We start from the raw sequence: 21928 nt of genomic DNA on the forward strand, positions 1-21928 counted from the left end.
TCCTGGGGCGCCCGCGCTCACCGCGGCGGTGGCGGCGCGGTGACCGGCGGCGGGGGTGCGACCGGTCGCCGCCGCCTGGTCCGCACCAGCAGCAGCACCGCCGCGACCGCCACCGCCGCGGCGCCGAGCAGCGACAGCACCCAGGCCGGAACGGGCCCCACGCTCAGCAGCTCGTCGTGGTAGTACGTGGTCCGGTACGGGGTGTCGGCGGCCGCCGCCCGGAGCTCATGGTCCCCGTCGATCAGCTCCGGCCGCGGGAACGACTGGTCGATCGCCGTGACGAACACCGGCTTCCCGCCCGTCAGCGCCCCCAGGGCCGGGTACTCGCCCTTCTCCTGCCCGGCGTCGACCCGCCCCGCATAGGTCACCTCGGGCGGCTCGCCGCCGATCGCGCCGCGAGGCTCCATCCGGTCCGCCGCCAGCACGTACAGCCCCAGTGACTGCGGCGTCGTGGCGAGCCGGGACAGCCGCATCGGGTAGACCGGCCGCTCGCTGGCGAAACGCAGCCGCAGCGGGTCGAGCCGGCCGAGCAGCGGACCGCCCTTCTCCCGAGGGGCGAGGCGGATCGCCACGTACTCCCACTTCTGATCGACGTAGGGCCGCAACGCCGTCGACAGCCGGTCCGGGAGCTCGAAGCCGTTGTCCGTCAGCCAGCCCTCCAGGGCCGCGGGGTCGGTCGCGGTCAGCCGGGCCACGTCGAACGGCCCGAGCCGCTCCCGGCCGACCACGCCGACCGGTGCGACCGCCGCGGGGGCCGCGCCGGATCCGGATGCCCGGTCCGAACCGCCGAACGGCCAGTCCTTCGCACGTGGCCAGAAGTAGTGCCGTATCTCGTGGACCGGCGCGGTGAGGGTTTCGAGCTCGGAGAAGAGCGAGGCGTCACCCAGCCCGACCGTGGCCCGGTGCGGCACGGGCATGATCCACGCCGCCGCCGGGGCGTTCCCGCGGACGGTGAGCCGCATCACGATCTGCTCGCTGCCGCCGGACCAGCTGACCACGGAGGTCTCCCGGTCGACCGTGACCCGGCTGTCGCGGTCCACCACCATCGCCCCGCAGCCACAGGCGTACGCCGGTGCGATCAGCGAGCCGAGCTGCAGCGACACCAGCATCATGACCAGGGAGAGCGCGCGCACCGCCCACGTACGCGATCCGGCCCGTTTCCCTTGATCCGTCCCCGCCCACCCCATGCGCCGGCTCCTCCCCCGTTGGCCCTGGTCACGGGCACAGACGTGGCGGCGGCCCGGCCGGTTCCGGCCGCCCGGTCCCGGTCCGATCGAACGGGCGGGCATTCTTTCGGACAAAAGCCGGGTGACAGTCAGGCGAAGAGGGGGTTGATTGTGTCTACCTCATAGCGCAATGCGAAGGTTTCACAGCATGCCCGGATCGAGGGCCGGCACAAGACGGCGGGAGGGTCGGCGCAGCGTGGCGAATGCGGAGCACAGTGTGCGCGGAGATGCGACGGCAGGGACGAGGACCGGGGCGGCCCGGGCGGTTCTCTGGCTGGTTGTGGCCGCGTTGGCCGTACGGCAGATGGCGGTGGTGCTGCGGCAGCCGCCTGGCGAACGGCTCACCGATCTGGAGACCTGGATCGGTGAGAACGGTGTGCTTCATGTGACGGGCTCGCTGTACGACACCGACCGGTTCACCGGCACCCCCTTCGCCGGGATGGTGCTGAAGCCGCTCACCCGGACCGCCGAACAGAGCCTCGGGGTCGCCTGGACCTTCGGTTCGCTGCTGCTCGTCGCCGCGCTCGGCATCATCGCGGCGCGCGCCCTGCCCGGCCCGGTCAACCGGCGTACGGCGCTGCTCGCCGCGCCCGTCGCGATCACCCTGCTGATGCTCTCGCTGCCGGTCCGCAACGCCCTCTACCTGGGCCAGACCAGCATCCTGCCGGTCCTCCTGGTGCTCGTCGGCTGCTTCGTGGTCCGCGGGGAACGCGCCTCGGGCGTCCTGATCGGCGTCGCGGCCGCGCTCCAGCCGACCGTGCTGCTGTTCGCCGCGCTGCTCTGGCTGACCGGGAGACGCCGCGCGGCGCTGACCGGCGGCGCCGCGTTCGCCGCCTGCACGGCACTGGCCTGGGCGGCGATGCCGCACGACTCGTGGACGTACTGGGTGCACCACGTCGCCGGGGCCGGCCTCGGCGATCAGGCGGACAGCCTCGCCAACCAGTCCCTGCACGGCGCGCTGCTCCGGTTCGGGCTGGAGGGCCCGCTGGAGATCGCGCTCTTCCTGGTGCTGGCCGCGGCCGTCTGCTTCCTCGGTCTGCGCCGCGCCGTACGGTACGCGCGCGACGGCCAGCTGCTGCTCGCCGTGGCCGTGACCGGCTGCGTCGCGGTCGCCGTCTCGCCGACCGCCTGGCAGCACCAGCTGCTGTGGGTGCTGCTCGCGGTGGTCGGCCGGGTCGGCGCGCGCGCCTCGGACCGGATGGTGTGGCCGGCCGTCGTGGTCCTCGTGATCACGCTGCCCGGCAAGATGCTGCTGCCGAACATCGAGGCGGTGTTCCCGATACGCGACAACGTGCTGCTGATCGCCGCGCTCGGGGCCGCGTGCGTCGCCCCGTTCCTGCCGCGCACCTCGCCGTACTGGCAGCAGCCGATCCCCACCGACTACGCGGCCCCGGTCCCGGCCCGCTGGAGCAGGGTGCCGCTGCTGCCGTTCTGGCGGCGGGTGCTCAGCCGGCCCAACCTGCTGCTGGAACTCCTGCTGATCAGGGTCGTCTACTCGGCGTACCAGCATGTCAGGCTCGCCGCGACGGCCGGCCGTGCCACCGCCGAGCACCACGGCGGGCAGGTCCACTCGCTGGAGCAGTGGCTGCACATCGACATAGAGCACTGGGTCAACCACGCGGTCGTCGGGGTCGGCTGGCTGCGGGACTTCTTCGACTACTACTACTCGACGTTCCACTTCATCGTGCCGCTGGCCATCCTCGGTGTGCTGTACGTGCGCCGGCCCGCGGACTACCGCTGGGTCCGCAGCTCCATCGGCTTCGCCACAGTGCTGGCCCTGGTCGGCTTCTGGCTCTACCCGCTGGCCCCGCCGCGTTTGATGCCGGGGCTCGGCTTCATCGACACGGTCCACGGCGTCCAGGACTTCGCGAAGCCCGACTACGGCACGCTGACGGGGGTGACCAACCAGTACGCCGCGATGCCCTCGCTGCACTTCGGCTGGTCGCTGTGGTGCGGTGTGGTGATCGTGATGCTCGCGCCGAAGACCTGGATGAAGCTGCTGGGGGTGCTGCACCCGCTGTTCACGGTCTCCGCGATCGTCGCGACGGGCAACCACTGGGTGCTCGACGCGGTGGGCGGTGCGCTGGTGGTCGCGCTCGGCTTCGGCCTGACCTACCTGCTGTCCGGACCCCGCCGGCTCCAGGAGCCCGCGGTGAAGGCCGCGCAGCCCCCGGCGGCCGGGCGGCCGCCGGACAGGGCGGCGGTGCCGGAACGGGTACCGAAGGCGGAGGGTGAAGCGGTGGCCGGCAAGTCGTAGCCGCCGGCGGCCGCCCGCGGACGCGGGCCGAAGGGGTGGCGGGGGCGTCAAGGCGTCCCCGCCACCCCTTCGGCAGGTGGATCGTCGCGCTCCCAGCATCCGCCCGCCGGGCACCGCCCGCCACTCGAACGGCTCAGCGGGCCGGCCCCAGAGCCCACGTGGCGAAGGACAGCGTGAGCATCGACACCACCGTGGAGGCCACCACGGCATTGCGGGCGAGGCCGGTGTCCAGGCCGTACTCCCGGGCGTAGATGAACGCGTTCTGAGCCGTCGGGAGCGCCGAGCAGAGCACCACGGCCAGCACCTGGTGGTCCGGCAGGCCCAGGAGCGGACCGGCGACGAGGAAGGCGGTCAGGGGCTGCGCCAGCGTCTTCAGCGTGACCGCGACCCCGACCTCCGCCCGGCCCCCGACGCGAGCGGTCCCGCCTGCCGGGCCCCCGTGCAGGGACAGGCCCAGCGTGACCAGGGCCGTCGGCACGGCCGCGGCGCCCAGCAGATCGCAGGAGTGGGTGAGGGCGGCCGGCAGCCGCAGCCCGGCGGCGGAGACGGCGACGCCGAGCAGCGAGGCCATGATGACCGGATTGCGGACCGGCATGGTGAGCATCCGCCGCAGCCCGCCGCCGGGACCGCCGGCCGCCCGGGTCCCCGAGTCCAGCAGGGTCAGGATCACCGGTGAGACCAGCAGCACCTGGAACAGGATGACCTGCGCGACGAACGAGGCGTCACCGAGCACCTGCACCGCCACCGGGATGCCCAGGTTGGCGGAGTTGACGTAGCCGGAGGCCATACTGCTGATCGCCCCGTCGGCCCTCCCGCGGCCGAAGAGCCGCCGGGCCACCACGTATCCCAGACCGGACACCAGCGCCGTGGCCGCCGCGAACGCCACCACCGGCAGATGGGCGAAGCCGGCCGGCCGGGACCCCGACACCATGCTGAACAGGGCTGCGGGCATGGCGACATGGAAGACGAAACGGCCGAGCACGGCCTCGGCCTGCGCCCCGAGGAGGCCGCTGCGGCCGACCGCGTACCCGGCGGCCGTCAGCATCCAGATCGGCCCGAAAGCGGAGAGCAGGGCGTGCATACCCGCCATGATCCCGCCACGCCCGCCCGCCATTCGTACAGGGGTGCGGACGGGCGTACCGCAACAGTCGGACAGGTCCTGCCCGGCGTCGCGTTCCGGGCCGTGCTCAGCCGCTCGTCGTGCTCACCTGGAGCTGCTTGATGCCGTTGAGCCAGGCCGACCGCAGCCGCCGCGGATCGCCGACCAGCCGCAGGTCCGGCAGCACGTCCGCGATGGCGTTGAAGATCAGGTCGATCTCCATCACGGCAAGGGACTTGCCCAGGCAGAAGTGCGGACCGCCGCCACCGAAGCCGAGGTGCGGGTTGGGATCGCGGGTGATGTCGAACTTCTCCGGGCTCTCGAAGACCTCGGGGTCGTTATTGGCCGAGGAGTAGAACATCCCGACCCGGTCGCCCTTCTTGATCTGCTGACCGCCCAGTTCGAGGTCCTGGGTGGCGGTCCGCTGGAAGGAGACCACGGGCGTCGCCCAGCGGACGATCTCCTCGGCGGTCGTCTCCGGCCGCTCGCGCTTGTAGAGCTCCCACTGCTCGGGATGGGTGAGGAAGGCGTGCATGCCGTGGCTGATGGCGTTACGGGTGGTCTCGTTTCCGGCCACGGCGAGCAGGATGACGAAGAAGCCGAACTCGTCCGACAGCAGGTTGCCCTCGCCCTCGGCGGCGACCAGCTGGGAGACGATGTCCTTGGCCGGGCACTCCTTGCGCGCCGCCGCGAGGTTCATCGAGTACGAGACGAGCTCCATGGCCGCCTCGGCGCCGATCTCCTCGGTGATCGCGTACTCCGGATCGTCGTACGAGGCCATCTTGTTGGACCAGTCGAAGATCCTGGTCCGGTCCTCCTGCGGTACGCCGATCAGCTCGGCGATGGCCTGGAGCGGCAGCTCGACGGCGATGTTGTTGACGAAGTCGAACGAGCCGTCGGCGTCCGCGGCGGCCAGCGCCGTCTCGACGATCGAGCGCGCCCGGCTGCGCAGCGCCTGTTCCAGGGAACGGATGGCGCGGGGGGTGAAGCCGCGCTGGACGATCTGGCGGACCCGGGTGTGCTCGGGCGGGTCCATGTTCAGCATGATCAGCTTCTGGACGTCGATCTGGTCGCGGCTGATCGTCTCGTTGAAGCGGATCACCGCGGTGTTGGTGTTGGACGAGAACAGCTCGGGACGGGTCGAGACGTACTTGACGTCCGCGTGCCGGGTGACGACCCAGTAGCCCTCGTCGTCGAAGCCGGAGATGCCGGCGGGCTGGGTGCACCACCAGACCGGTGCGGTCTCGCGCATCCGGGCGAACTCCGGGTGCGGTATGCGGGCTTGGAGCAGATCGGGATCGGTGAAGTCGAACCCTTCGGGCAGATGGGGGCAGGGCATCGGCAACTCCAGGTCGGTCCGAGAGCCGCCCGAGCAATGTCTGACGACCCATCAGATGTTGCCCGAAAGGTAGTAACGAGTTCTACAACTGACAAGAGGCGTGGCCGGATCTGTTGCGTGAAGCATCCGTGAACCAGGCCGGATTGTGGTGGGTGCTGACGGTGAAGCATGGGCAAGGTCCGTGCAAGCCCCTTGCGTACCGGGGGTAATCCTCATAAGACTGCACGCAGAACTAGAACGCGTACTAGTTCCTTCCGTGGGCGCCGGGACGCCTCTGCGGAAGTGCGAGGAGAGGACGAGCTCATGGCCGCGGAACCCGTCATCGTCGAAGCCGTACGCACTCCCATCGGCAGGCGCGGAGGCGCGCTCGCCAATCTGCACCCGGCCTATCTGCTGGGTGAGACCTACCGTGAACTTCTCGGCCGGACCGGCATCCAGGCCGACTGCGTCGAACAGATCGTCGGCGGCACCGTCACCCATGCCGGCGAACAGTCCATGAACCCCGCGCGCAACGCCTGGCTCACCGTGGGGCTTCCGTACGAGACCGCCGCGACGACCGTGGACTGCCAGTGCGGCTCCTCGCAGCAGGCCTCCCACATGGTCGCCAACATGGTCGCGGCCGGGGTGATCGACGTCGGCATCAGCTGCGGGGTCGAGGCGATGTCGCGGGTGCCGCTCGGCAGCGGCTCCAAGCACGGGCCGGGCAAGCCGTGGCCCGACGAGTGGAACGTCGACCTGCCCAACCAGTTCGAGGCCGCCGAGCGCATCGCCCGCAAGCGCGGCCTCACCCGCGAACACGTCGACTCGCTCGGTCTGATCTCGCAGCAGCGGGCGGCCGCCGCCTGGGCCGAGGAGCGCTTCAAACGGGAGACGTACGCGGTCCAGGTGCCCACCACCGAGGCGGAACAGGCCGCCGGGCAGGGCATGTGGCGGCTGGTCGACCGCGACGAGGGGCTGCGCGACACCACGATGGAGGGGCTCGCCGGGCTCAAGCCGGTGATGCCCACCGCCATCCACACCGCGGGCAACTCCTCACAGATATCCGACGGCGCCTGCGCGGTCATGTGGGCGTCCAAGCGCATGGCACGGGCGCTCAAACTCAAGCCGCGGGCCCGGATCGTGGCCCAGGCACTGGTCGGCTCCGACCCGCACTTCCACCTCGACGGACCCGTCGACGCCACCCGTGCGGTGCTCGGCAAGGCCGGGATGTCGCTCAAGGACATCGACATCGTGGAGATCAACGAGGCCTTCGCGTCGGTCGTGCTGAGCTGGGCCCAGGTCTTCGAACAGGATCTGGAGAAGGTCAACGTCAACGGCGGTGCGATCGCGCTCGGCCACCCGGTCGGCGCCACCGGGGCCCGGCTGATCACCACGGCGCTGCACGAACTGGAGCGCAGGGACAAGGAGTTCGCGCTGATCACCATGTGCGCGGGCGGAGCGCTGGCCACCGGAACGATCATCCAGCGGCTGTAGCCGCGCAGGGTGGTGGGACGCCCCGGCCCGAGGGTGCTGCCAGGTACACCCCCGGGCGGGGGTGTACGCGGATGTCGGCGCCGGCCGCGGTTGCCTAGCGTCGGGGTCATGGAAAACAACGCGAGCAACTCCACCCGGGCGAACGGGACTCGACGACTCCTGGCCGCCGCCACCGTGGTGGTCCTCGCCGCACTGAGCACGGTTCCGGCCGCGGCGGCCGGGCACTCGGCGCCCGGCCGCCAGGCCTCCGCGCGGCACGCGGCCCTGCCCGCCGCCGCCCAGCGGCACGACGCGCGCGGCGGACTCCTCGCCCTCACCCCCGTCGCCCGCGTCGGCCGGGCCGGCGTCGCGGACTTCCTCGCCACGGCGGGCATGGACACGGCCACCGTCAGACACGGCGTCCGGGCCTACCGCCTCACCTACCGCACCGTCACCCCGCAGGGCGGTCCCACCACCGCCACCGGGCTCCTCGTGCTCCCCGAGGGCGGCGCCCACCGGCTGGACCTGGTGTCCGACACCCACGGCACGATGGTCCACCGCGACTACGCGCCCTCGGTCGGCGAGGACTCCGGCCGCTACGCCGCCTACCTCCACGCCTCGGCGGGGCGGGCGGTCGCCGCCCCGGACTACCTGGGCCTGGGCAGGGGCCCCGGATTCCATCCGTACATGGACACCCGGTCCGCCGTCACCGCATCGCTCGACATGCTCCGCGCCTCGCGCACCGCCGCCCTCCGGCTGGGCCGCCCGCTCACCGGTGACGTGTACGCGAGCGGCTTCTCGCAGGGCGGCCAGGTGGCCATGGCGCTGGGCAGGGCGCTGGAGAGAGGCGCCGACCGGCGCCTCACCCTGCGGGCCCTGGCCCCCGTGTCGGGACCGTACGACATCGAGCACGCCGAGGCCCCCGGCACCTTCGACGGCAGCATCAACCCGACGAGCGCGATCTTCTACATGACGTACTTCCTCACCGCGCAGAACCGGCTCCACCCGCTCTGGAAGGACCCCTCCGAGGCCTTCCGGGAGCCGTACGCGGACATCGTCGACGGTCTCTTCGACACGAACCACACGGAGGAGGAGATCTTCCGGGCCCTCCCCGCGACGCTGAAGGAACTGCTCACCGACGACTACTACCGGCAGATCCAGCACCCGAGCGGCGCCCTGCTCGCCGCGTACCGCGCCCAGGACGGCAACTGCGCCTGGAAGCCGGACGTCCCGGTACGGCTCTACTCCTCGTCGGGCGACACCGACGTGCCGATCGCCAACGCCCGTCACTGCGCGGCCGACCTGGCGAAGCGGGGCGTCGAGGCGCCGGTGACCGACCAGGGGCCGGTCAGTCACAACGAGACGTATCTGAAGTCGGGTCCGCAGATCGTGCGCTGGTTCGACGCCGCGGCGGCGCGACGCTGACCCCGGGCGCGGACGCCGACAACCCCGACCGCACCGCGGTCGGGGTTGTCGGTCACTGCCGGACGGGAGTCCGGGCCGGCTCGGTACCAGCTGTCGGACTGCCGTTTCGTACGGGACGAAGGTCCTGTGGGTGCCCTCACTCGTCCGGGACGTCGAATGTGACCTGGGCCCCGAAGGCGGCGCGCCGGGTGGCCCTGCGCAGCGCCTTCAGGAGCGCCGTCCCGACGGTCAGCGTCAGTACGACGGTGAGCACGGCCCGGCCCAGGTCCCAGCCGGCCGAGGTGGCCGTGCAGTACGCGAGGAAGCGCACCAGGTTCTCCGGCAGCGGGTCTCCGGGATGGAAGGAGATGCCCGAACCGAGGCCCGGCACGATCGTCCACCCGTACAGATTCATGACCGTCCCGTACGCGAACGCCGCCACCGCCCCGTACGCCGCCAGCATCAGCAGCTCGGCGCGCCCGCGCAGCCGGTCCGGCCCCGGCAGCAGCCCCGCGCCCATCGTGAACCAGCCCATCGACAGCATCTGGAACGGCATCCACGGGCCCACCCCGCCGGTCAGCAGCGCGGACGCGAACATCGTCACCGAGCCGAGCACGAAGCCGAAGCCGGGCCCCAGCACCCGCCCGCTCAGCACCATCAGGAAGAACATCGGCTCCAGCCCCGCCGTGCCCGCCCCCAACGGCCGCAGCGCGGCGCCGACCGCGGCCAGCACCCCCAGCATCGCCACCGCCTTCGCGTCGAGCCCGGCGTCCGCGATCATCGCGACCACCACCCCGACCAGCAGCGGCAGCAGCGCGGCGAACAGCCAGGGGGCGTCCTGCGCATGGGCGAGACCCGAGTCGGGCCCGGCCAGCAGCGGCCAGCCGAAGGCGACCACGCCGATCGCGCTGATCAGCACCAGCGCCGCGACGGCCCGCGGCCCGAGCCGCACCGGCCGCGTCCCGCGCCCGGTCGTTCCGCTCATGCGACGCCCCCCAGCGCCTCGCGCACCTGCGTCACGGTCAGCCACTCCTGAGGGGCCAGGACCTTGGCGATCTGCGGGGCGAACGCCGGGGACGACACCACGACCTGCGCGGTCGGCCCGTCCGCCACCACCTCACCGTCGGCGAGGATCACCACCCGGTGCGCCAGCTCGGCGGCCAGCTCCACATCGTGCGTGGCCAGCACGATCGCATGGCCCTCGGCCGCCAGTGCGCGCAGCACCCCGACGAGCCGGGCCTTCGCCGCGTAGTCCAGGCCCCGGGTCGGCTCGTCCAGGAGCAGCAGCGGGGGCCGGGCGGTGAGCACGAGGGCGAGCGCCAGGGCGAGCCGCTGCCCCTCGGAGAGATCACGGGGGTGGGTGCCGTCCGGTACGCCGGGCAGCAGCTCGGACACCAGGGCCCGGCAGCTGCCCGGCGCGGCGCCCGCGTCGGCGTCCGCCGCCGCGCACTCGGCGGCGACCGTGTCCGTGTACAGCAGATCGCGCGGCTCCTGCGGTACCAGGCCGACCCGGCGCACCATCTCGCGCGGCGGCGTGCGGTGCGGGGTCCGGCCGCCGACCAGGACGCTGCCGGAGGTCGGCTCGACCATGCCCACGAGGGCGGCGAGCAGCGTGGACTTGCCCGCGCCGTTACGCCCCATCAGTGCGACGGTCTCGCCGGGCGCGACGGTGAGCGTCACCCGGCGCAGCGCCTCGATCCGGCCGCGCCGCACCCCGAGGCGCTCGATCCGGGTGGTGGCGTCGGTGACGGGCTCGGGCACGGCGCTCTCCCGCGGATCGCGGCCGAACAGTCTGGCCAGGGCGCCCCGCCGAACGGCGGGGCGGGGGGCGGCGACCACCTCGGCCGGCAGCCGCGGCCCGTCCGCACCGGAGACCGGCCCCGGCCGCTCGCCCGCCAGGGACGCGCGCATCCCCGAGGCCCGCCGCCGGGCGTCCCGCACCGAGAGCGGCAGCGGGTCCCAGCCCGCCAGCCGCCCCAGGGCCACGACCGGCGGGTGCACCGGCGACACCGCCATCACGTCGGCGGGCGGCCCCATCACCGGGGCGGCGCCCGGAGCGGGCAGCAGGACGACCTGGTCGGCGTACTGGACCACGCGCTCCAGCCGGTGCTCGGCCATCAGGACCGTCGTCCCCAGGTCGTGGACGAGCCGCTGGAGCACCGCGAGGACCTCCTCGGCCGCTGCGGGGTCCAGCGCGGACGTCGGCTCGTCCAGCACCAGGACCCGGGGATGCGGGGTGAGGACCGAACCGATCGCGACCCGCTGCTGCTGACCGCCGGAGAGCGTGGCGATCGGCCGGTCCCGCAGCCCGGCGAGGCCCAGCAGGTCGAGGGTCTCCTCGACCCGCCGCCGCATCACGTCCGGGGCCAGGCCCAGCGACTCCATGCCGTACGCCAGCTCGTCCTCGACCGTGTCGGTCACGAAGTGGGAGAGCGGGTCCTGACCCACCGTGCCGACCAGATCGGCCAGTTCACGCGGCTTGTGCGTACGGGTGTCGCGCCCGCCGACGGTGACCCGCCCGGTCAGCCGTCCCCCGGTGAAGTGCGGCACCAGCCCCGACACGGCACCCAGCAAAGTCGACTTACCGACCCCCGACGGCCCGACGAGCAGCACCAGTTCACCCTCCGGAACGGTCAGATCGACCCCCGACAGGGTGGGGCGCCCGGTCCCCTCGTACTGCACCGAAACATCGTCGAACCGGATCACACCTGCTCCTCGAAGCCTGTGGGGGAAGGCGGGACGGGCGCGACCAGCGCGGGCAGCAGACCGATCAGCACCGCGGCGGCGGGCCACAGCGGCAGCACCGGCGCGGTCAGCGGTACGACCCCGGGGTGCAGCGCCGCCGGATCGGCGCTGCCCGCCCAGATCATCGCCACCGCGACCGCCGCACCGGAGCCCGCGACCAGCCAGGCCCGTACGCCCCACCGGTCGGGCCGGTAGCGGGTCCGCACCGAACGCGCCCCGCCGAGGCGCAGCCCGGCCATCGCCGCGACCAGACCGGCGATCAGCAGCGGCAGCCCGTACACCGCACCCTGCGCGGCCAGCAGCCCGTACGTACCGGCGCAGACACCGAGCAGCCCGCCGAGGGTGAGGACGTTCGTGGTGTGCCGTACGGCCGCCGGCACCCGCGCGGTGCGCCCGTAGCCGCGCGCGTCCATCGAGGCCGCCACCGCGACCGACCGCTCCAGCGCCCCCTCCAGGACCGGCAGCCCGATCTGGAGCACGGCCCCGACCCCGCCGGTCGCCCGGCCGCGCAGCCGACGGGCGGTGCGCAGCCGCACCACGTCGGTGACCATGTTCGGCGCGAACGTCATCGCGACGACGACGGCCACCCCGGCCTCGTACAGCGCACCGGGCAGCGACTTCAGCAGCCGGGCCGGGTTGGCGAGCGAGTTCGCCGCACCGACGCAGATCAGCAGGGTGGCCAGCTTCGCCCCGTCGTACAGCGCGAAGAGCAGCTGCTCGGCGGTGACCCGGCCACCGATCCGGACGCCCTTCGCCCAGTCCGGCAGCGGCACCTCGGGCAGGGTGAACAGCCCATGCGTGCCGGGGACCGGCGATCCGAGGAAGACCGAGAAGAGCAGCCGCACCCCGATGACGAACAGCCCGATCTTGATGAACGCCCCGTACGACCGGGCCCACGGCGCGTCCGTCCGGCGCGCGGCCACCACATAGCCGGCCACGCCCACCAGCAGCCCGAGCAGCAGCGGGTTCGTGGTCCGGGACGCGGCGGTGGCGAGCCCCAGCGCCCACAGCCACCACGCCCCGGCGGGCAGCGCGTTGCTCCGGGTCGCGGCGGGCGCGCGCCAGGCGGGGGCCGGGGAGGGGCCGGTGCCGCGGCCGGGCGCCGTGCGGCCCGTGGCGCCGGTCACCGGGCTCTCCCCGATGCCGGCCGTCGAGCCGTTCATCCGCGGCGGCGGCGGGCCTGCGCGACTGCGGCGATGCCGAGCAGAAGGACCGCGCCGACCCCGACGAGAACCCCGGCGGACGGCCCGCCGCCGTCGGAACCACCGGTACCGGCGGCAGCGGACGTCGGAGGGGACGCGTCCGCCGTGGCCGGTCGGCCGCTTTCGGCACCGGTGGTTCTGGAGACCTGCTCACCGCACCCCGTGGCCGGGTAGCCGGTGATCGCGCAGAGCAGCGCGTCACTCCCGTAACGCAGCGGCTCGGCCACCGACGCGAGCGCCTCGGCGCTGCTCGCGTCCTTCGGGATCTGCGCGCACGCGGTACGCGGCGGGGGCGGGGTCTCCCCCTCCGGCGCATCGGCGGCGGTGCCGGCGTCGATGACGAGCGCGACCCGCTTGGTGCCGTGCCGGGCCGGGGTGGCCGCGCAGATCTTCGAGAAGTCGGGGGAGCGGCGCGGCTTCGCCGCGTCCTGGGAGTCGGCGCTCACGGCGAACCGGAAGCCCTGCACCGAACCGTCGTCCGGCCGGACCAGGGACGGCCCCTGGGTGGCGTACGCCCACCCGCTGCCGGACCCCTCCCAGAAGGACCAGTAGCGGTAACCCGCCGCCTGGGCCGTGCCCGTGCCGAGCACGGCCAGGACGGCGCCCAGGACCACCAGCAGCGCGGTGGTCCTGCCGGCACGCCTCACAGCTGCTGGTTCTTCCGGCGGCCGCTGATCAGGAATCCGGCGCCCGCGCCGACGGCGAGCCCGATCCCGACGAACCACCAGACACCGCCGATGCCGTCCCCGTCGCCGCTGTCCTTCCGCTCCTCCTCGGTGGCGCTCGCGGTCGGCTTCTTCACGGCGGCGGGCGCGGGCCCGGTCGCGTTCAGCCGGGCGACGAGGTCGGCGCCGCCGAAGTCGTGCACGTCGGCGCCGGTCGAGTGGGCGGCCATGACCAGCTGGGCGTAGGCGGCTGGGCCGCTCTGCTCGGCCCAGCCGGCGGAGTTCTTCGCCAGCCAGTCGACGGACGCGGCGGCCTTGTCCTTGTGCCCGGAGGCGGACAGGGCGACGACCGCGTCGGCGGTGTTGCCGAAGTCGGGCTGCGGGGCGCTGTCCTCGGCCCCCGGCATCGGCGGCTGGTCGAGGTGACCGGTCTTCGCGAGGGCCCCGGCGAGGTAGTAGGCGCCGTTCTGGGCGGCCTGCTCCGGCTTGAGCGGGGTGTCCTTGTGACAGCTGGGGTCCTTGACCGCGGCGTTGTTGCCGACGACGAGCCCCTTGCCGAGCGAGCCGAGCACGCCCGCCGCGGTGGCGTCCCCGTTGGCGACGAGCTTGCCGGCCTTGTCGGGCTGGTAGGCGAAGGCGCCGCCGTCCTTGCCGCCGCAGGGGATGGCGAAGGCCAGCAGGGCGTCGTACGGGGTCTTGCCGCCGTCCGTCGTCACGTCGCCGAGCTTCTCCCCGGCGCGGGCGAGGGCGCCGATCACGATCGAGGTGGAGTTCGCGTCACTGGCCCCGCCGGCGGTGTACCCCCAGCCGCCGTCCTCGTTCTGCACGGACTTCAGCCAGTCGACCCCGGTGGCGACGAGGTCCGCGTGCCCGCCGACCTCGTGGAGCGCCTGCACGGCGGCCGCCGTCGCATTGGTGTCGATCATGGTCTTGGCGTCGCACGGCACGGAGGAGTCGGGGCGGTACGCGGGAAACGCCCCGCTGTCGCACTGCTGCCCGATCAGCCAGTCGACCGCCTTCGCGGCGGGCGTGACACCCACGGCACGCTGCGAGACGAAGGCCAGCGACTGCCGCCACACCCCGTCGTACGTCGGGTCCGTCGTGCCGTACAGCCCCGAGGGCAGCGCCGCGGACGGCGAGGGGGAGGGGGACGGCGCGGCTACCGCGGCCGGGGCTGCGGCCGCACAGAGCACGGTGGCGGTGGCGGCGAGCGCGGCTGCGCTGCGGCGTACGGTCATGGCGGGCGGGGCCTCTCCTGCGGGAAACCGGGCACAGGCACACTCAGGCACCAGGCTCCGGCTCCGTATACCTCGACGGTGCCGGCCACCGGGGTCCCGATGGCGCGAGCCGGTCACGACACGGACAGGGCATTCCGGCTCGCCGCCGGTGACGGCGGTTCACGGGACGGGTCTCCCCCGCTCGAACGGAGTCGAGGGCTTGGGGAAGGGTCAGCGCCGGATTCGCACCGGCTTCCCCCTGAACGGGCGTGATGACGACTCGCACACTCTACCGGGCGGGTACAACGAGAGCCCTGGCCGGTCGCTGTCGCCGGGGCGGGATACGGAGGGGGCGGCCGGGCCGGGCTGTTGGGAATCCGCCGTCACCCCTCAGTGACCGGCCTGTGGCTCGGGACTACCCGGTGGGGGCGGGTCCGCAGCCAGTACGAGCGGGCAGCGGCAGTCAGCGCGGCCCCGTATACGGCGAACGCGGCCATGCCGATCCAGGCGACCAGCAGGGCGTCGCCCGAGGCGTGGAAGTCGCCGCGCCGCATCGTCACCACACCGGCCGTGCACAGGGCCGTGTAGCCGATCCCGAACACCCCGTACGGAGCCAGGGTGGCGGCGCCGACGAACGCCGGGGCCAGGGGGAGCCAGCGAGGGACCCGTCTGCCGCGCAGCCACGGCGTCCAGCGCGGGAAGACCTGGCCCCACGGGCGGACCAGGCCCCACAGCAGGAAGACGCCGAGCGCGGCCAGCAGCACGGTGCCGTCCAGGCCCCAGGACTCCAGAGTGAGCCAGATTCCCGACGCACCGTTGCGCCGGGAGACCGCGAGCATCTCGTCGCCGCTCACCCCCGCGAAGGTGCCGCCGGACACCCAGACGAGCTTCATCCCCGCGTAGGGGAGAAAGGCCGCCGTCCCGGCACGGGCGGCGAGCTGGACCGGCCTGGAGGCCGCGGAAGGGGCCCGCACCGCGGCCGCGGCGGCCGGGCCGCGGCCGGACTGTGCCGTGGCCGCGAGCAGCAGGGCCCCGACGGCTGCCAGCGCGTGGTGCGCGGCGGCCACCGCACTGTCCACCCCCTGGCCGAAGACGAGGGTGATGACGTCCATCAGCAGGCCGAACGCGGCGATCCCGGCGAGCGCGCAGACCACCCGCAGCAGCCCCCGTACCGCGGGCCGCGGGCCGTACCGCACCACCGCTCCACAGGCCAGGACCGCCAGCGCCCCCACCGCCGTGAACCCCCAGTCCAGCGCCGAGGCCCCCGGGGCGCCGCCCAGGTGGAGCAGCGGCGTCCCGGTCAGCGCACATGCCAGGGCGAAGCCGGTGTACGTCACCGCCCACGCCATCGCGGCCCGGTCGGCCCAGTACGGCCACCGCTGCCACCACACGCGCCGAGGCGCCCTCGTCGTTCCTGCCGCACCGGTCATGCACTGAACATCGCAGGGACGCGGTGCCGCGACATCAAGCGCGGGGACGAGCTCCTCCGTCGGTCGGGTGAGTACCTTCTACGACCCAGGTATGCCGCGCACGGCGGCTCGTACATGAATGGCCCGGCGAGAATGGATCAGCGCCCTTCGGCCGGCATCGCATGCGTGGACACCGGAACCGAAAGCACAGGGGCCCGTGATTCCAACCGGAATGGGCGAGGTGTAAGCGAAGACCGGGACAGGGCGTCAGGGAATTGTTTCCCGTTCCCGACGGGTCAGTGGCTGCCCGCGTCATCGCCCTCGTAAGCAAGTTGGCTTTTCGCTCCGGAATGGGGCGCCGCCCCGGTTGTGGAGCGGATGCCTCCCCGGCCGGGGTCCGGCTCCTCGGCCCGTCCCATGGGTTTTCCGGCGGGACGCAGGGAAATCGCCAGCACAGCCGCTCCGAGGAGTGCGATGAGCATGACCCAGACCGCGCCGACGTGCATGGCGTGAACGAACGCGTCATCGGCGGCGTGCGCGAGGGCGGGCCGGTGCATCGCGGTGGCGACATGCCGGGCCTGTTCGGCGGAGATCCGCGCCCGGTCCTGCGCCGGCCCGGGTACCTCGCTCAGCGCGGGTTCGATCGCACGCCGGTACACGATCGACATGATCGTGCCGCCGACCGCGATCCCGATCACGCTGCCGGTCTGTCGCACGGTATTGGTGACGGCCGACCCGGCCCCGGCCCGGTCCAGCGGCAGGGAGCTGATCAACGCCGCCGTCACCGTGCCGATCACCATGCCGATCGAGAGGCCCTGGACGAACAGCAGGATCTCGATCCAGGCGAGTGGGGTGTGCAGTCCGAGGAACCCGTACGCGCCCATGGCGAGCGCCGCCGCGGTGAGCGTCGGCACGGTGACAGGGCGCAGCGACCAGCGGCGGACCAGACCCGCGCCGAGGGGCGCCCCCAGGAGCGCGCCGAGCGCGGTCGGGAGGCTGGCCAAGCCCGCCTCCATCGGCGAGAAGCCGCGTGTGCCCTGCAGGTAGAACGCGCTGTAGAAGGTGACGGCGGCTATGGCGAAGAAGAGCAGTCCGAGCGCCGCGTTGCCGCCGCCGAACGCACGTTGCGCGAGCAGCCGGGGATCGAAGCCGGGCATCCTGCTTCGCAGCTCGACGAGCACGAAAGCGGCCAGCAGGCACAGCCCGACAGCGATCGGCGCCCAGACGTCCGTACGGCTCCAGGCGGCCATCTGACCCGCGCGGATCAGCCCGTAGGCCAACGCCGCGAGCCCGCTGATCGACAGCAGCATCCCGGCCGGGTCCAGCGGCCGCCGGACGGGGCTGCGGAAATTCGGGACCAGTACGGCGATCCCGAGCAGCGCCAGGACCACGACCGGTGCGTTGACCAGAAAGACCGAGCCCCACCAGAAGTGGTCGAGGAGCAGCCCCGCCAGCACCGGGCCCGCAGCCATTCCGACACCGGCGGCTGTCGAGGAGATGGCGATGGCGGTGGCCCGCGCGGGACCGGTGAAGGTCCACATGAGGATGGCCAGGTTGGCGGGCACGATCAGCGCGCTGCCCACACCCATCACGGCCCGGGCGGCGATCAGCTGGCTCGCGTCGCCCGCGTACGCCGCCCACACCGAGGACCCGGCGAAGACCACCAGGCCGGTCGCGAGCACTGTCCGGTGACCGAAGCGGTCACCCAGTGCGCCCGCGGTGAACATCAGGGTGGCGAAGGCCAGGGTGTACGAGCCCGTGGCCCATTGAAGCTCGGCCGGTCCGGCGTCCAGTCCGCGAACCGGGTCGGCGAGGGTCTCCAGGGTGGTGCTCAGGACGGTGTTGTCGAGCCAGATCAGCAGCAAACACAGCATGAGAACGGCAAGGATCAACTGCTGCCTGGACTTCGGCAGCGTCGGGGACGCAGTCATGAATACCCTCGGGTGCGATCGGTAAAGACCTGACGACCGGACCGTAAGTAATCATCACGCCTCTGTCAATTCCCAAGTGCCTTAAAAAACAAAGGTTTTGACGATTGATGGAGGGCACGGCTCCGAGCCCCTGTCAATTCCCGAGTGCCGTGAATGGGATGCCGATTAAAGATAATTCGGTGGGCATGAATTAACGCCTCCTGTCAATTTCCGGGCCCGCTGTTCCGCCTCGCACGTCGTCCGGCCTGCTGAGGCGGCGCTGTCGCCGGGCCGTGTGTCCCTGGCCTGACGCGGGCCCGGCGAGGCCGAGGAGGTCCAGCGGCCGGCGGAAGGGCCCGCAGGAAATCTCGGGCGGCCGGCCGTGGACGGTTTCCGGGCGGAGCCGGGTCTCACGCCCGGCGGGTGAAGTCCATGGTCCAGTTCGTCGTCCAGTTGGCCCCGCCGTCGACGGAGAAGGCCTGCTCCCAGCGGGCGGTCCTGTCGGTGATGCCCGACCACAGGAAGCGCACGCGCACCGCCCTGCCCGCGTAGGTGTCGTCACCGTGGAACTCGCCGACCCCGTCGGCCCGGAAGCGTCCCCGTACCGGAGGGTCCAGGCGCCCGACCGTGCTGTTGGACCAGTTGAGGGACCACTCCTTGGTCTCCCGGTCGAACAGGCGGAGTGTCAGGCCCTTGAAGCCCTGGTCCGGGCAGTCGGCCTCATCGACGTTCGCCGCCCCCGCGAACAGGCTCCAGCAGCGGCTGACCCCGCTGAACCGCTGCCGGCCGCTGTCCGGATCGAGGAAGTCGACCAGCCTGTCGTGGGCCACGTCCCACTCGCCGACGAGGAAGTCGAAGTCGTTCACGCGCGTCCTCCCGTCGTGCCCTCGGCCACCGAGTCGGCGAGGTATCCGTCCAGATCCGGGTGCTCCGGCGCGAGCATGTGCCGGACCCAGGCGTCGCGTTCGTGGGTGAGCGGCGGGAGCTCCCACACACAGCCGATCCACGGCCGGCTCTGTACGGCGAAGTGCGCCGGGTCCAGGTCGGGGCAGTCCAGGGCCGGCTGGCCCGCCGCCGCACCGCGGAAGTGCAGCACGTTGTCCCAGACCCAGCTGTACGCGTTCAGGTACGCGCCGGTGTCGCCGCCCCGGTGCAGCACCACGAAACCTGCCGCCGGGGTGCCGTCCCGCGCGGGCAGCAGCTCGGGCAGGACGGCGTACGCCGCCCTCTCGACCTCGGGAGCGATGCCGGCCGGGTCGGCCGTCACGTGGTAGCGCTTGATGCGGCGGCCGTCCACCTCGATCGGTGGCGGAGTCCTCAGGAACTTCTCTTCGAAAGCCATGCCCGCACGCTAGGACCGGTCCACTGACATCTTCTGTCAGTGAAGTGCGGGAGAATTCTCGTCATGCGCGCCAGCCGACTCGTCTCGATCCTGCTGCTGCTCCAGACCCGGGGCCGGATGACCGCCGCCGAGCTCGCCGGTGAGCTGGAGGTCTCGGTGCGGACCGTCTACCGGGACGTGGACGCGCTGCACGCGGCCGGTGTCCCGTTGTACGGGGACGCGGGCCACCGGGGCGGCTACCGGCTGATCGAGGGCTACCGCACCCGCCTGACCGGTCTCAGTACGCAGGAGGCGGGGGCGCTGTTCCTGTCCGGCATCCCGGGACCGGCGGCGGAGCTCGGGCTCGGCTCGGTGCTGGCCGCGGCGCAGCTGAGGGTGCGCGCGGCCCTGCCGCCCGCACTGCGGGAGCACGCCGGCCGGATCCAGGAGCGGTTCCACCTCGACGCACCCGGCTGGTACGCCGGGGCGGACCCGGTCCCGTTCCTGCCCGCCGTGGCCGACGCGGTGTGGAACGGCCGTGCGCTGCGCCTGCGTTACCGGCGCTGGCGGGAGCCCACGGACGTGGACCGGAGGCTGGAACCCTACGGACTGGTCCTCAAGGCCGGGCGCTGGTACGTGGTCGCGGGCCCCGGACCGCGTACGTACCGGGTGGACCAGATCCTCCGACTGGAGTCCCTGGAGGACGACTTCACCGTTCCCGAGGGGTTCGACCTGGTCGGCTACTGGCAGGCTCGCCAGACGGAGTTCCATGCCTGGCTGCACACCGCGGACGCCGTCGTCCGGGTGTCGCCCGAAGGCGCCGCCCGGTTGACGGGTGCGGCGGCGCGGGCGCTGCACGCCACCGGCGAGGTCCAGCCCGACGGCTGGACCCGGGCCGCTCTCCCGGTGGAGTCCATGGACCGGGCCTGCCGTGAGTTCCTGGCCCTGGGCGCCGAGATCGAGGTCCTCGAACCGGCGGAGCTGCGTGCCCGGATGGCGGCGACGGCTCGCGCGATCGCCGCGCTGAACGGCGGCTGACTCTCCGGTGGGAGGGCCGCTGGGCTCAGCCCGGGTGGGGCGCTGCCCGGTGCTCCAGGAGGGTGGCAGGGCCACGTCGGCCGGCGGGGCGGGCGCGCCCGTCGTCACACCGCCACGAACGTCACCGGCCCGCTGCCCGCGACCGCTTCCGCGCGGCCCAGTTTCACCAGTCGGCGCAGATGTGCCTCGGCCTCGGAGACGGCGATGTTCCGTGACCCGTAAGGGATCTGCTCCCAGGGGCGGTTCCACTCCATCCGCTCTGCCAGCTGCCACGGCGTGAGCGGTTCGGCGAGGAGGCCGAGGAGGCCGGTGAGGCGTTCCTCGTGGTGGTCGAGGAGTTCCCGCACGCGGCCCGCCGCGTCCGGGAACGCGTACTGGTGGGCGGGCAGCACCTCGGCGACCCCCAGGCGGCCGATCCGTTCCAGTGAGGCGAGGTAGTCCCCGAGCGGATCGGTCTCGGTCGCGCTGTCCGGGTCCTCGTAGAGGCCGACATGCGGGCTGATGCCGGGGAGCAGGTGGTCGCCGGAGAAGAGGCGGCCGCGGCCGGGCAGGTTGGCCGGGTGGTCCTCCTCCAGGTGGAGGCAGACATGGCCGGGGGTGTGGCCCGGGGTCCAGATCGCGCGCAGTCTGCGGCCCGCCAGGTCGAGGAGTTCGCCGGGCACGATCTCGCGGTCCGGGAGCGCGGCCCGCAGGCCGGGCAGGGTGCGCATCCGGCCGCCCTTCTCGCGGGCGGCCAGGAGCGGGGCGATGTGGTCCTCGGGGGCGCCGACCGTCGCCAGCTTCGCCGCGAGGTACGACAGCCAGGTGCCCGGTTCGGACTCCCGGGTGCGGCGCACGATCGCCGTGTCGGCGGCGTGCATCGCGATCCAGGCCCCGGACGCCTCGCGCACCTGGCCGGACAGTCCGTGGTGGTCGGGGTGGTGGTGGGTGATGACCACGCCGTGGATGCCGGTGATGTCCACGCCGACCGCCGTGAGACCGGCCGTCAGGGTGTCCCAGGCCTCCGGGTCGTCCCAGCCCGTGTCGATCAGGACCGGACCCCGGCCGGTGTCGAGGACATGGACCAGGGTGTGGCCCAACGGGTTGTCCGGGATGGGGACTTTGATGCTGTGGACGCCTCCACCGTGGTTCATCACCTGCGTCATGGGCTCCCCATCTCTCCGCGGTCTCGGCGGCGTGCGGGGTACGGCCACGACGCGCCGCGTCCACTGTAACGAGAACTTGTTCCAGTGGTAGCCCCGGTCGACTATCCGATCAGGGTGGCCTTCGGCCGCACGACGCAGAACTCATTGCCCTCCGGGTCCGCGAGTACGGTCCACGACTCCTCGCCGGTCTGTCCGATCTCCACCCGGCGCGCGCCCAGCGCGAGGATGCGCTCGATCTCCGCCTCCCCCTCGGAGGGTTGCGTGGTCAGGTCGAGGTGCAGACGGTTCTTCACGGACTTCGTCTCGGGCGCGGGCATGAAGCAGATGCCCACCGGGGCTGCCGCGTCCGGCCCGATCACCACCTCCCGCTCCCGCTCGGACAGGATGCGCCACTTCAGTACGGCCGCCCAGAAGCGGGCCAGGGCGGGCAGGTCGTGGGTGTCGATGACGATGTGGTGCAGGGAGGCGGTCATGGAGGCCAGTCTGCCCGGTGGGCCGC

At 72.8% G+C, this 21928-nt stretch carries 18 protein-coding genes; 4 read left to right on the top strand and 14 right to left on the bottom strand.

Features of this window, described 5'->3' with window-relative positions; genetic code table 11:
- Positions 1–17: 17 nt before the first annotated feature.
- Positions 18–1109 (bottom strand): DUF2330 domain-containing protein, encoded by a 1092-nt coding sequence (locus tag OG322_RS26750; RefSeq protein ID WP_266413198.1) that lies wholly within the window; start codon positions 1107–1109, stop codon positions 18–20.
- Positions 1110–1374: 265 nt separating this feature from the next.
- Here OG322_RS26750 and OG322_RS26755 point away from each other — a divergent pair, with 265 nt between their 5' ends.
- The gene (locus OG322_RS26755; RefSeq protein WP_329307055.1) at positions 1375–3483 is read left to right on the top strand and encodes a bifunctional glycosyltransferase 87/phosphatase PAP2 family protein; all 2109 of its coding nucleotides are present in this window, start codon (positions 1375–1377) and stop codon (positions 3481–3483) included.
- A 133-nt stretch (positions 3484–3616) separates the two neighbouring features.
- Here the strand turns inward: OG322_RS26755 and OG322_RS26760 are convergent, their stop codons facing one another.
- Together OG322_RS26760 and OG322_RS26765 are read right to left on the bottom strand one after the other, a co-directional pair.
- A complete protein-coding gene (locus OG322_RS26760; RefSeq protein WP_241199951.1) occupies positions 3617–4564 on the bottom strand; it encodes an AEC family transporter in 948 nt (315 codons plus the stop codon).
- Positions 4565–4670: 106 nt separating this feature from the next.
- A complete protein-coding gene (locus OG322_RS26765; RefSeq protein WP_124283923.1) occupies positions 4671–5921 on the bottom strand; it encodes a cytochrome P450 in 1251 nt (416 codons plus the stop codon).
- 303 nt (positions 5922–6224) lie between these two features.
- Here OG322_RS26765 and OG322_RS26770 point away from each other — a divergent pair, with 303 nt between their 5' ends.
- Both OG322_RS26770 and OG322_RS26775 read left to right on the top strand, forming a co-directional pair.
- On the top strand, positions 6225–7394 hold the full coding sequence (locus OG322_RS26770; RefSeq protein WP_123470550.1) for a steroid 3-ketoacyl-CoA thiolase: 1170 nt from the start codon (positions 6225–6227) through the stop codon (positions 7392–7394).
- A gap of 108 nt (positions 7395–7502) precedes the next feature.
- A complete protein-coding gene (locus OG322_RS26775; protein ID WP_124283922.1) occupies positions 7503–8798 on the top strand; it encodes an alpha/beta hydrolase in 1296 nt (431 codons plus the stop codon).
- A 136-nt stretch (positions 8799–8934) separates the two neighbouring features.
- Here OG322_RS26775 and OG322_RS26780 read toward each other — a convergent pair whose 3' ends face one another.
- The 9 genes from OG322_RS26780 to OG322_RS26820 all read right to left on the bottom strand — a co-directional run bounded on the left by OG322_RS26780 (position 8935) and on the right by OG322_RS26820 (position 19267).
- Positions 8935–9762, bottom strand: coding sequence for an ECF transporter S component (locus tag OG322_RS26780; RefSeq protein ID WP_123470545.1), 828 nt, complete (start codon positions 9760–9762; stop codon positions 8935–8937).
- Positions 9759–11483, bottom strand: coding sequence for an ABC transporter ATP-binding protein (locus OG322_RS26785; protein WP_329307056.1), 1725 nt, complete (start codon positions 11481–11483; stop codon positions 9759–9761). Before OG322_RS26785 ends, OG322_RS26780 begins: the two co-directional genes overlap by 4 nt.
- Positions 11480–12649 (bottom strand): energy-coupling factor transporter transmembrane component T, encoded by a 1170-nt coding sequence (locus tag OG322_RS26790; RefSeq protein ID WP_123471471.1) that lies wholly within the window; start codon positions 12647–12649, stop codon positions 11480–11482. Before OG322_RS26790 ends, OG322_RS26785 begins: the two co-directional genes overlap by 4 nt.
- 32 nt (positions 12650–12681) lie before the next feature.
- The gene (locus OG322_RS26795) at positions 12682–13371 is read right to left on the bottom strand and encodes an SCO2322 family protein (protein ID WP_123470540.1); all 690 of its coding nucleotides are present in this window, start codon (positions 13369–13371) and stop codon (positions 12682–12684) included.
- On the bottom strand, positions 13368–14627 hold the full coding sequence (locus OG322_RS26800) for a prenyltransferase/squalene oxidase repeat-containing protein (protein WP_124283921.1): 1260 nt from the start codon (positions 14625–14627) through the stop codon (positions 13368–13370). Before OG322_RS26800 ends, OG322_RS26795 begins: the two co-directional genes overlap by 4 nt.
- Before the next feature lie 362 nt (positions 14628–14989).
- A complete protein-coding gene (locus OG322_RS26805; RefSeq protein WP_329307057.1) occupies positions 14990–16036 on the bottom strand; it encodes a hypothetical protein in 1047 nt (348 codons plus the stop codon).
- A gap of 275 nt (positions 16037–16311) precedes the next feature.
- On the bottom strand, positions 16312–17946 hold the full coding sequence (locus tag OG322_RS26810) for an MFS transporter (protein ID WP_241199947.1): 1635 nt from the start codon (positions 17944–17946) through the stop codon (positions 16312–16314).
- 389 nt (positions 17947–18335) lie between these two features.
- On the bottom strand, positions 18336–18791 hold the full coding sequence (locus OG322_RS26815; RefSeq protein WP_123470532.1) for a hypothetical protein: 456 nt from the start codon (positions 18789–18791) through the stop codon (positions 18336–18338).
- Entirely contained in the window at positions 18788–19267 is a 480-nt protein-coding gene (locus OG322_RS26820) for a hypothetical protein (protein ID WP_123470530.1), read from the bottom strand. Before OG322_RS26820 ends, OG322_RS26815 begins: the two co-directional genes overlap by 4 nt.
- A gap of 63 nt (positions 19268–19330) precedes the next feature.
- Between OG322_RS26820 and OG322_RS26825 the strand changes: the two genes are divergently transcribed.
- Complete coding sequence (locus OG322_RS26825) at positions 19331–20284, top strand: helix-turn-helix transcriptional regulator (protein ID WP_123470528.1); 954 nt, start codon at positions 19331–19333, stop codon at positions 20282–20284.
- Between the two features lie 104 nt (positions 20285–20388).
- Here OG322_RS26825 and OG322_RS26830 read toward each other — a convergent pair whose 3' ends face one another.
- Together OG322_RS26830 and OG322_RS26835 are read right to left on the bottom strand one after the other, a co-directional pair.
- Positions 20389–21429: an MBL fold metallo-hydrolase gene (locus OG322_RS26830; RefSeq protein ID WP_123470526.1), complete on the bottom strand. Its 1041-nt coding sequence runs from the start codon at positions 21427–21429 to the stop codon at positions 20389–20391.
- Between the two features lie 101 nt (positions 21430–21530).
- Entirely contained in the window at positions 21531–21902 is a 372-nt protein-coding gene (locus tag OG322_RS26835; RefSeq protein ID WP_124283919.1) for a VOC family protein, read from the bottom strand.
- Positions 21903–21928 lie beyond the last annotated feature (26 nt).

Origin of the sequence: Streptomyces sp. NBC_01260 (genome assembly GCF_036226405.1) — a bacterium.
Lineage (GTDB): Bacteria > Actinomycetota > Actinomycetes > Streptomycetales > Streptomycetaceae > Streptomyces > Streptomyces laculatispora.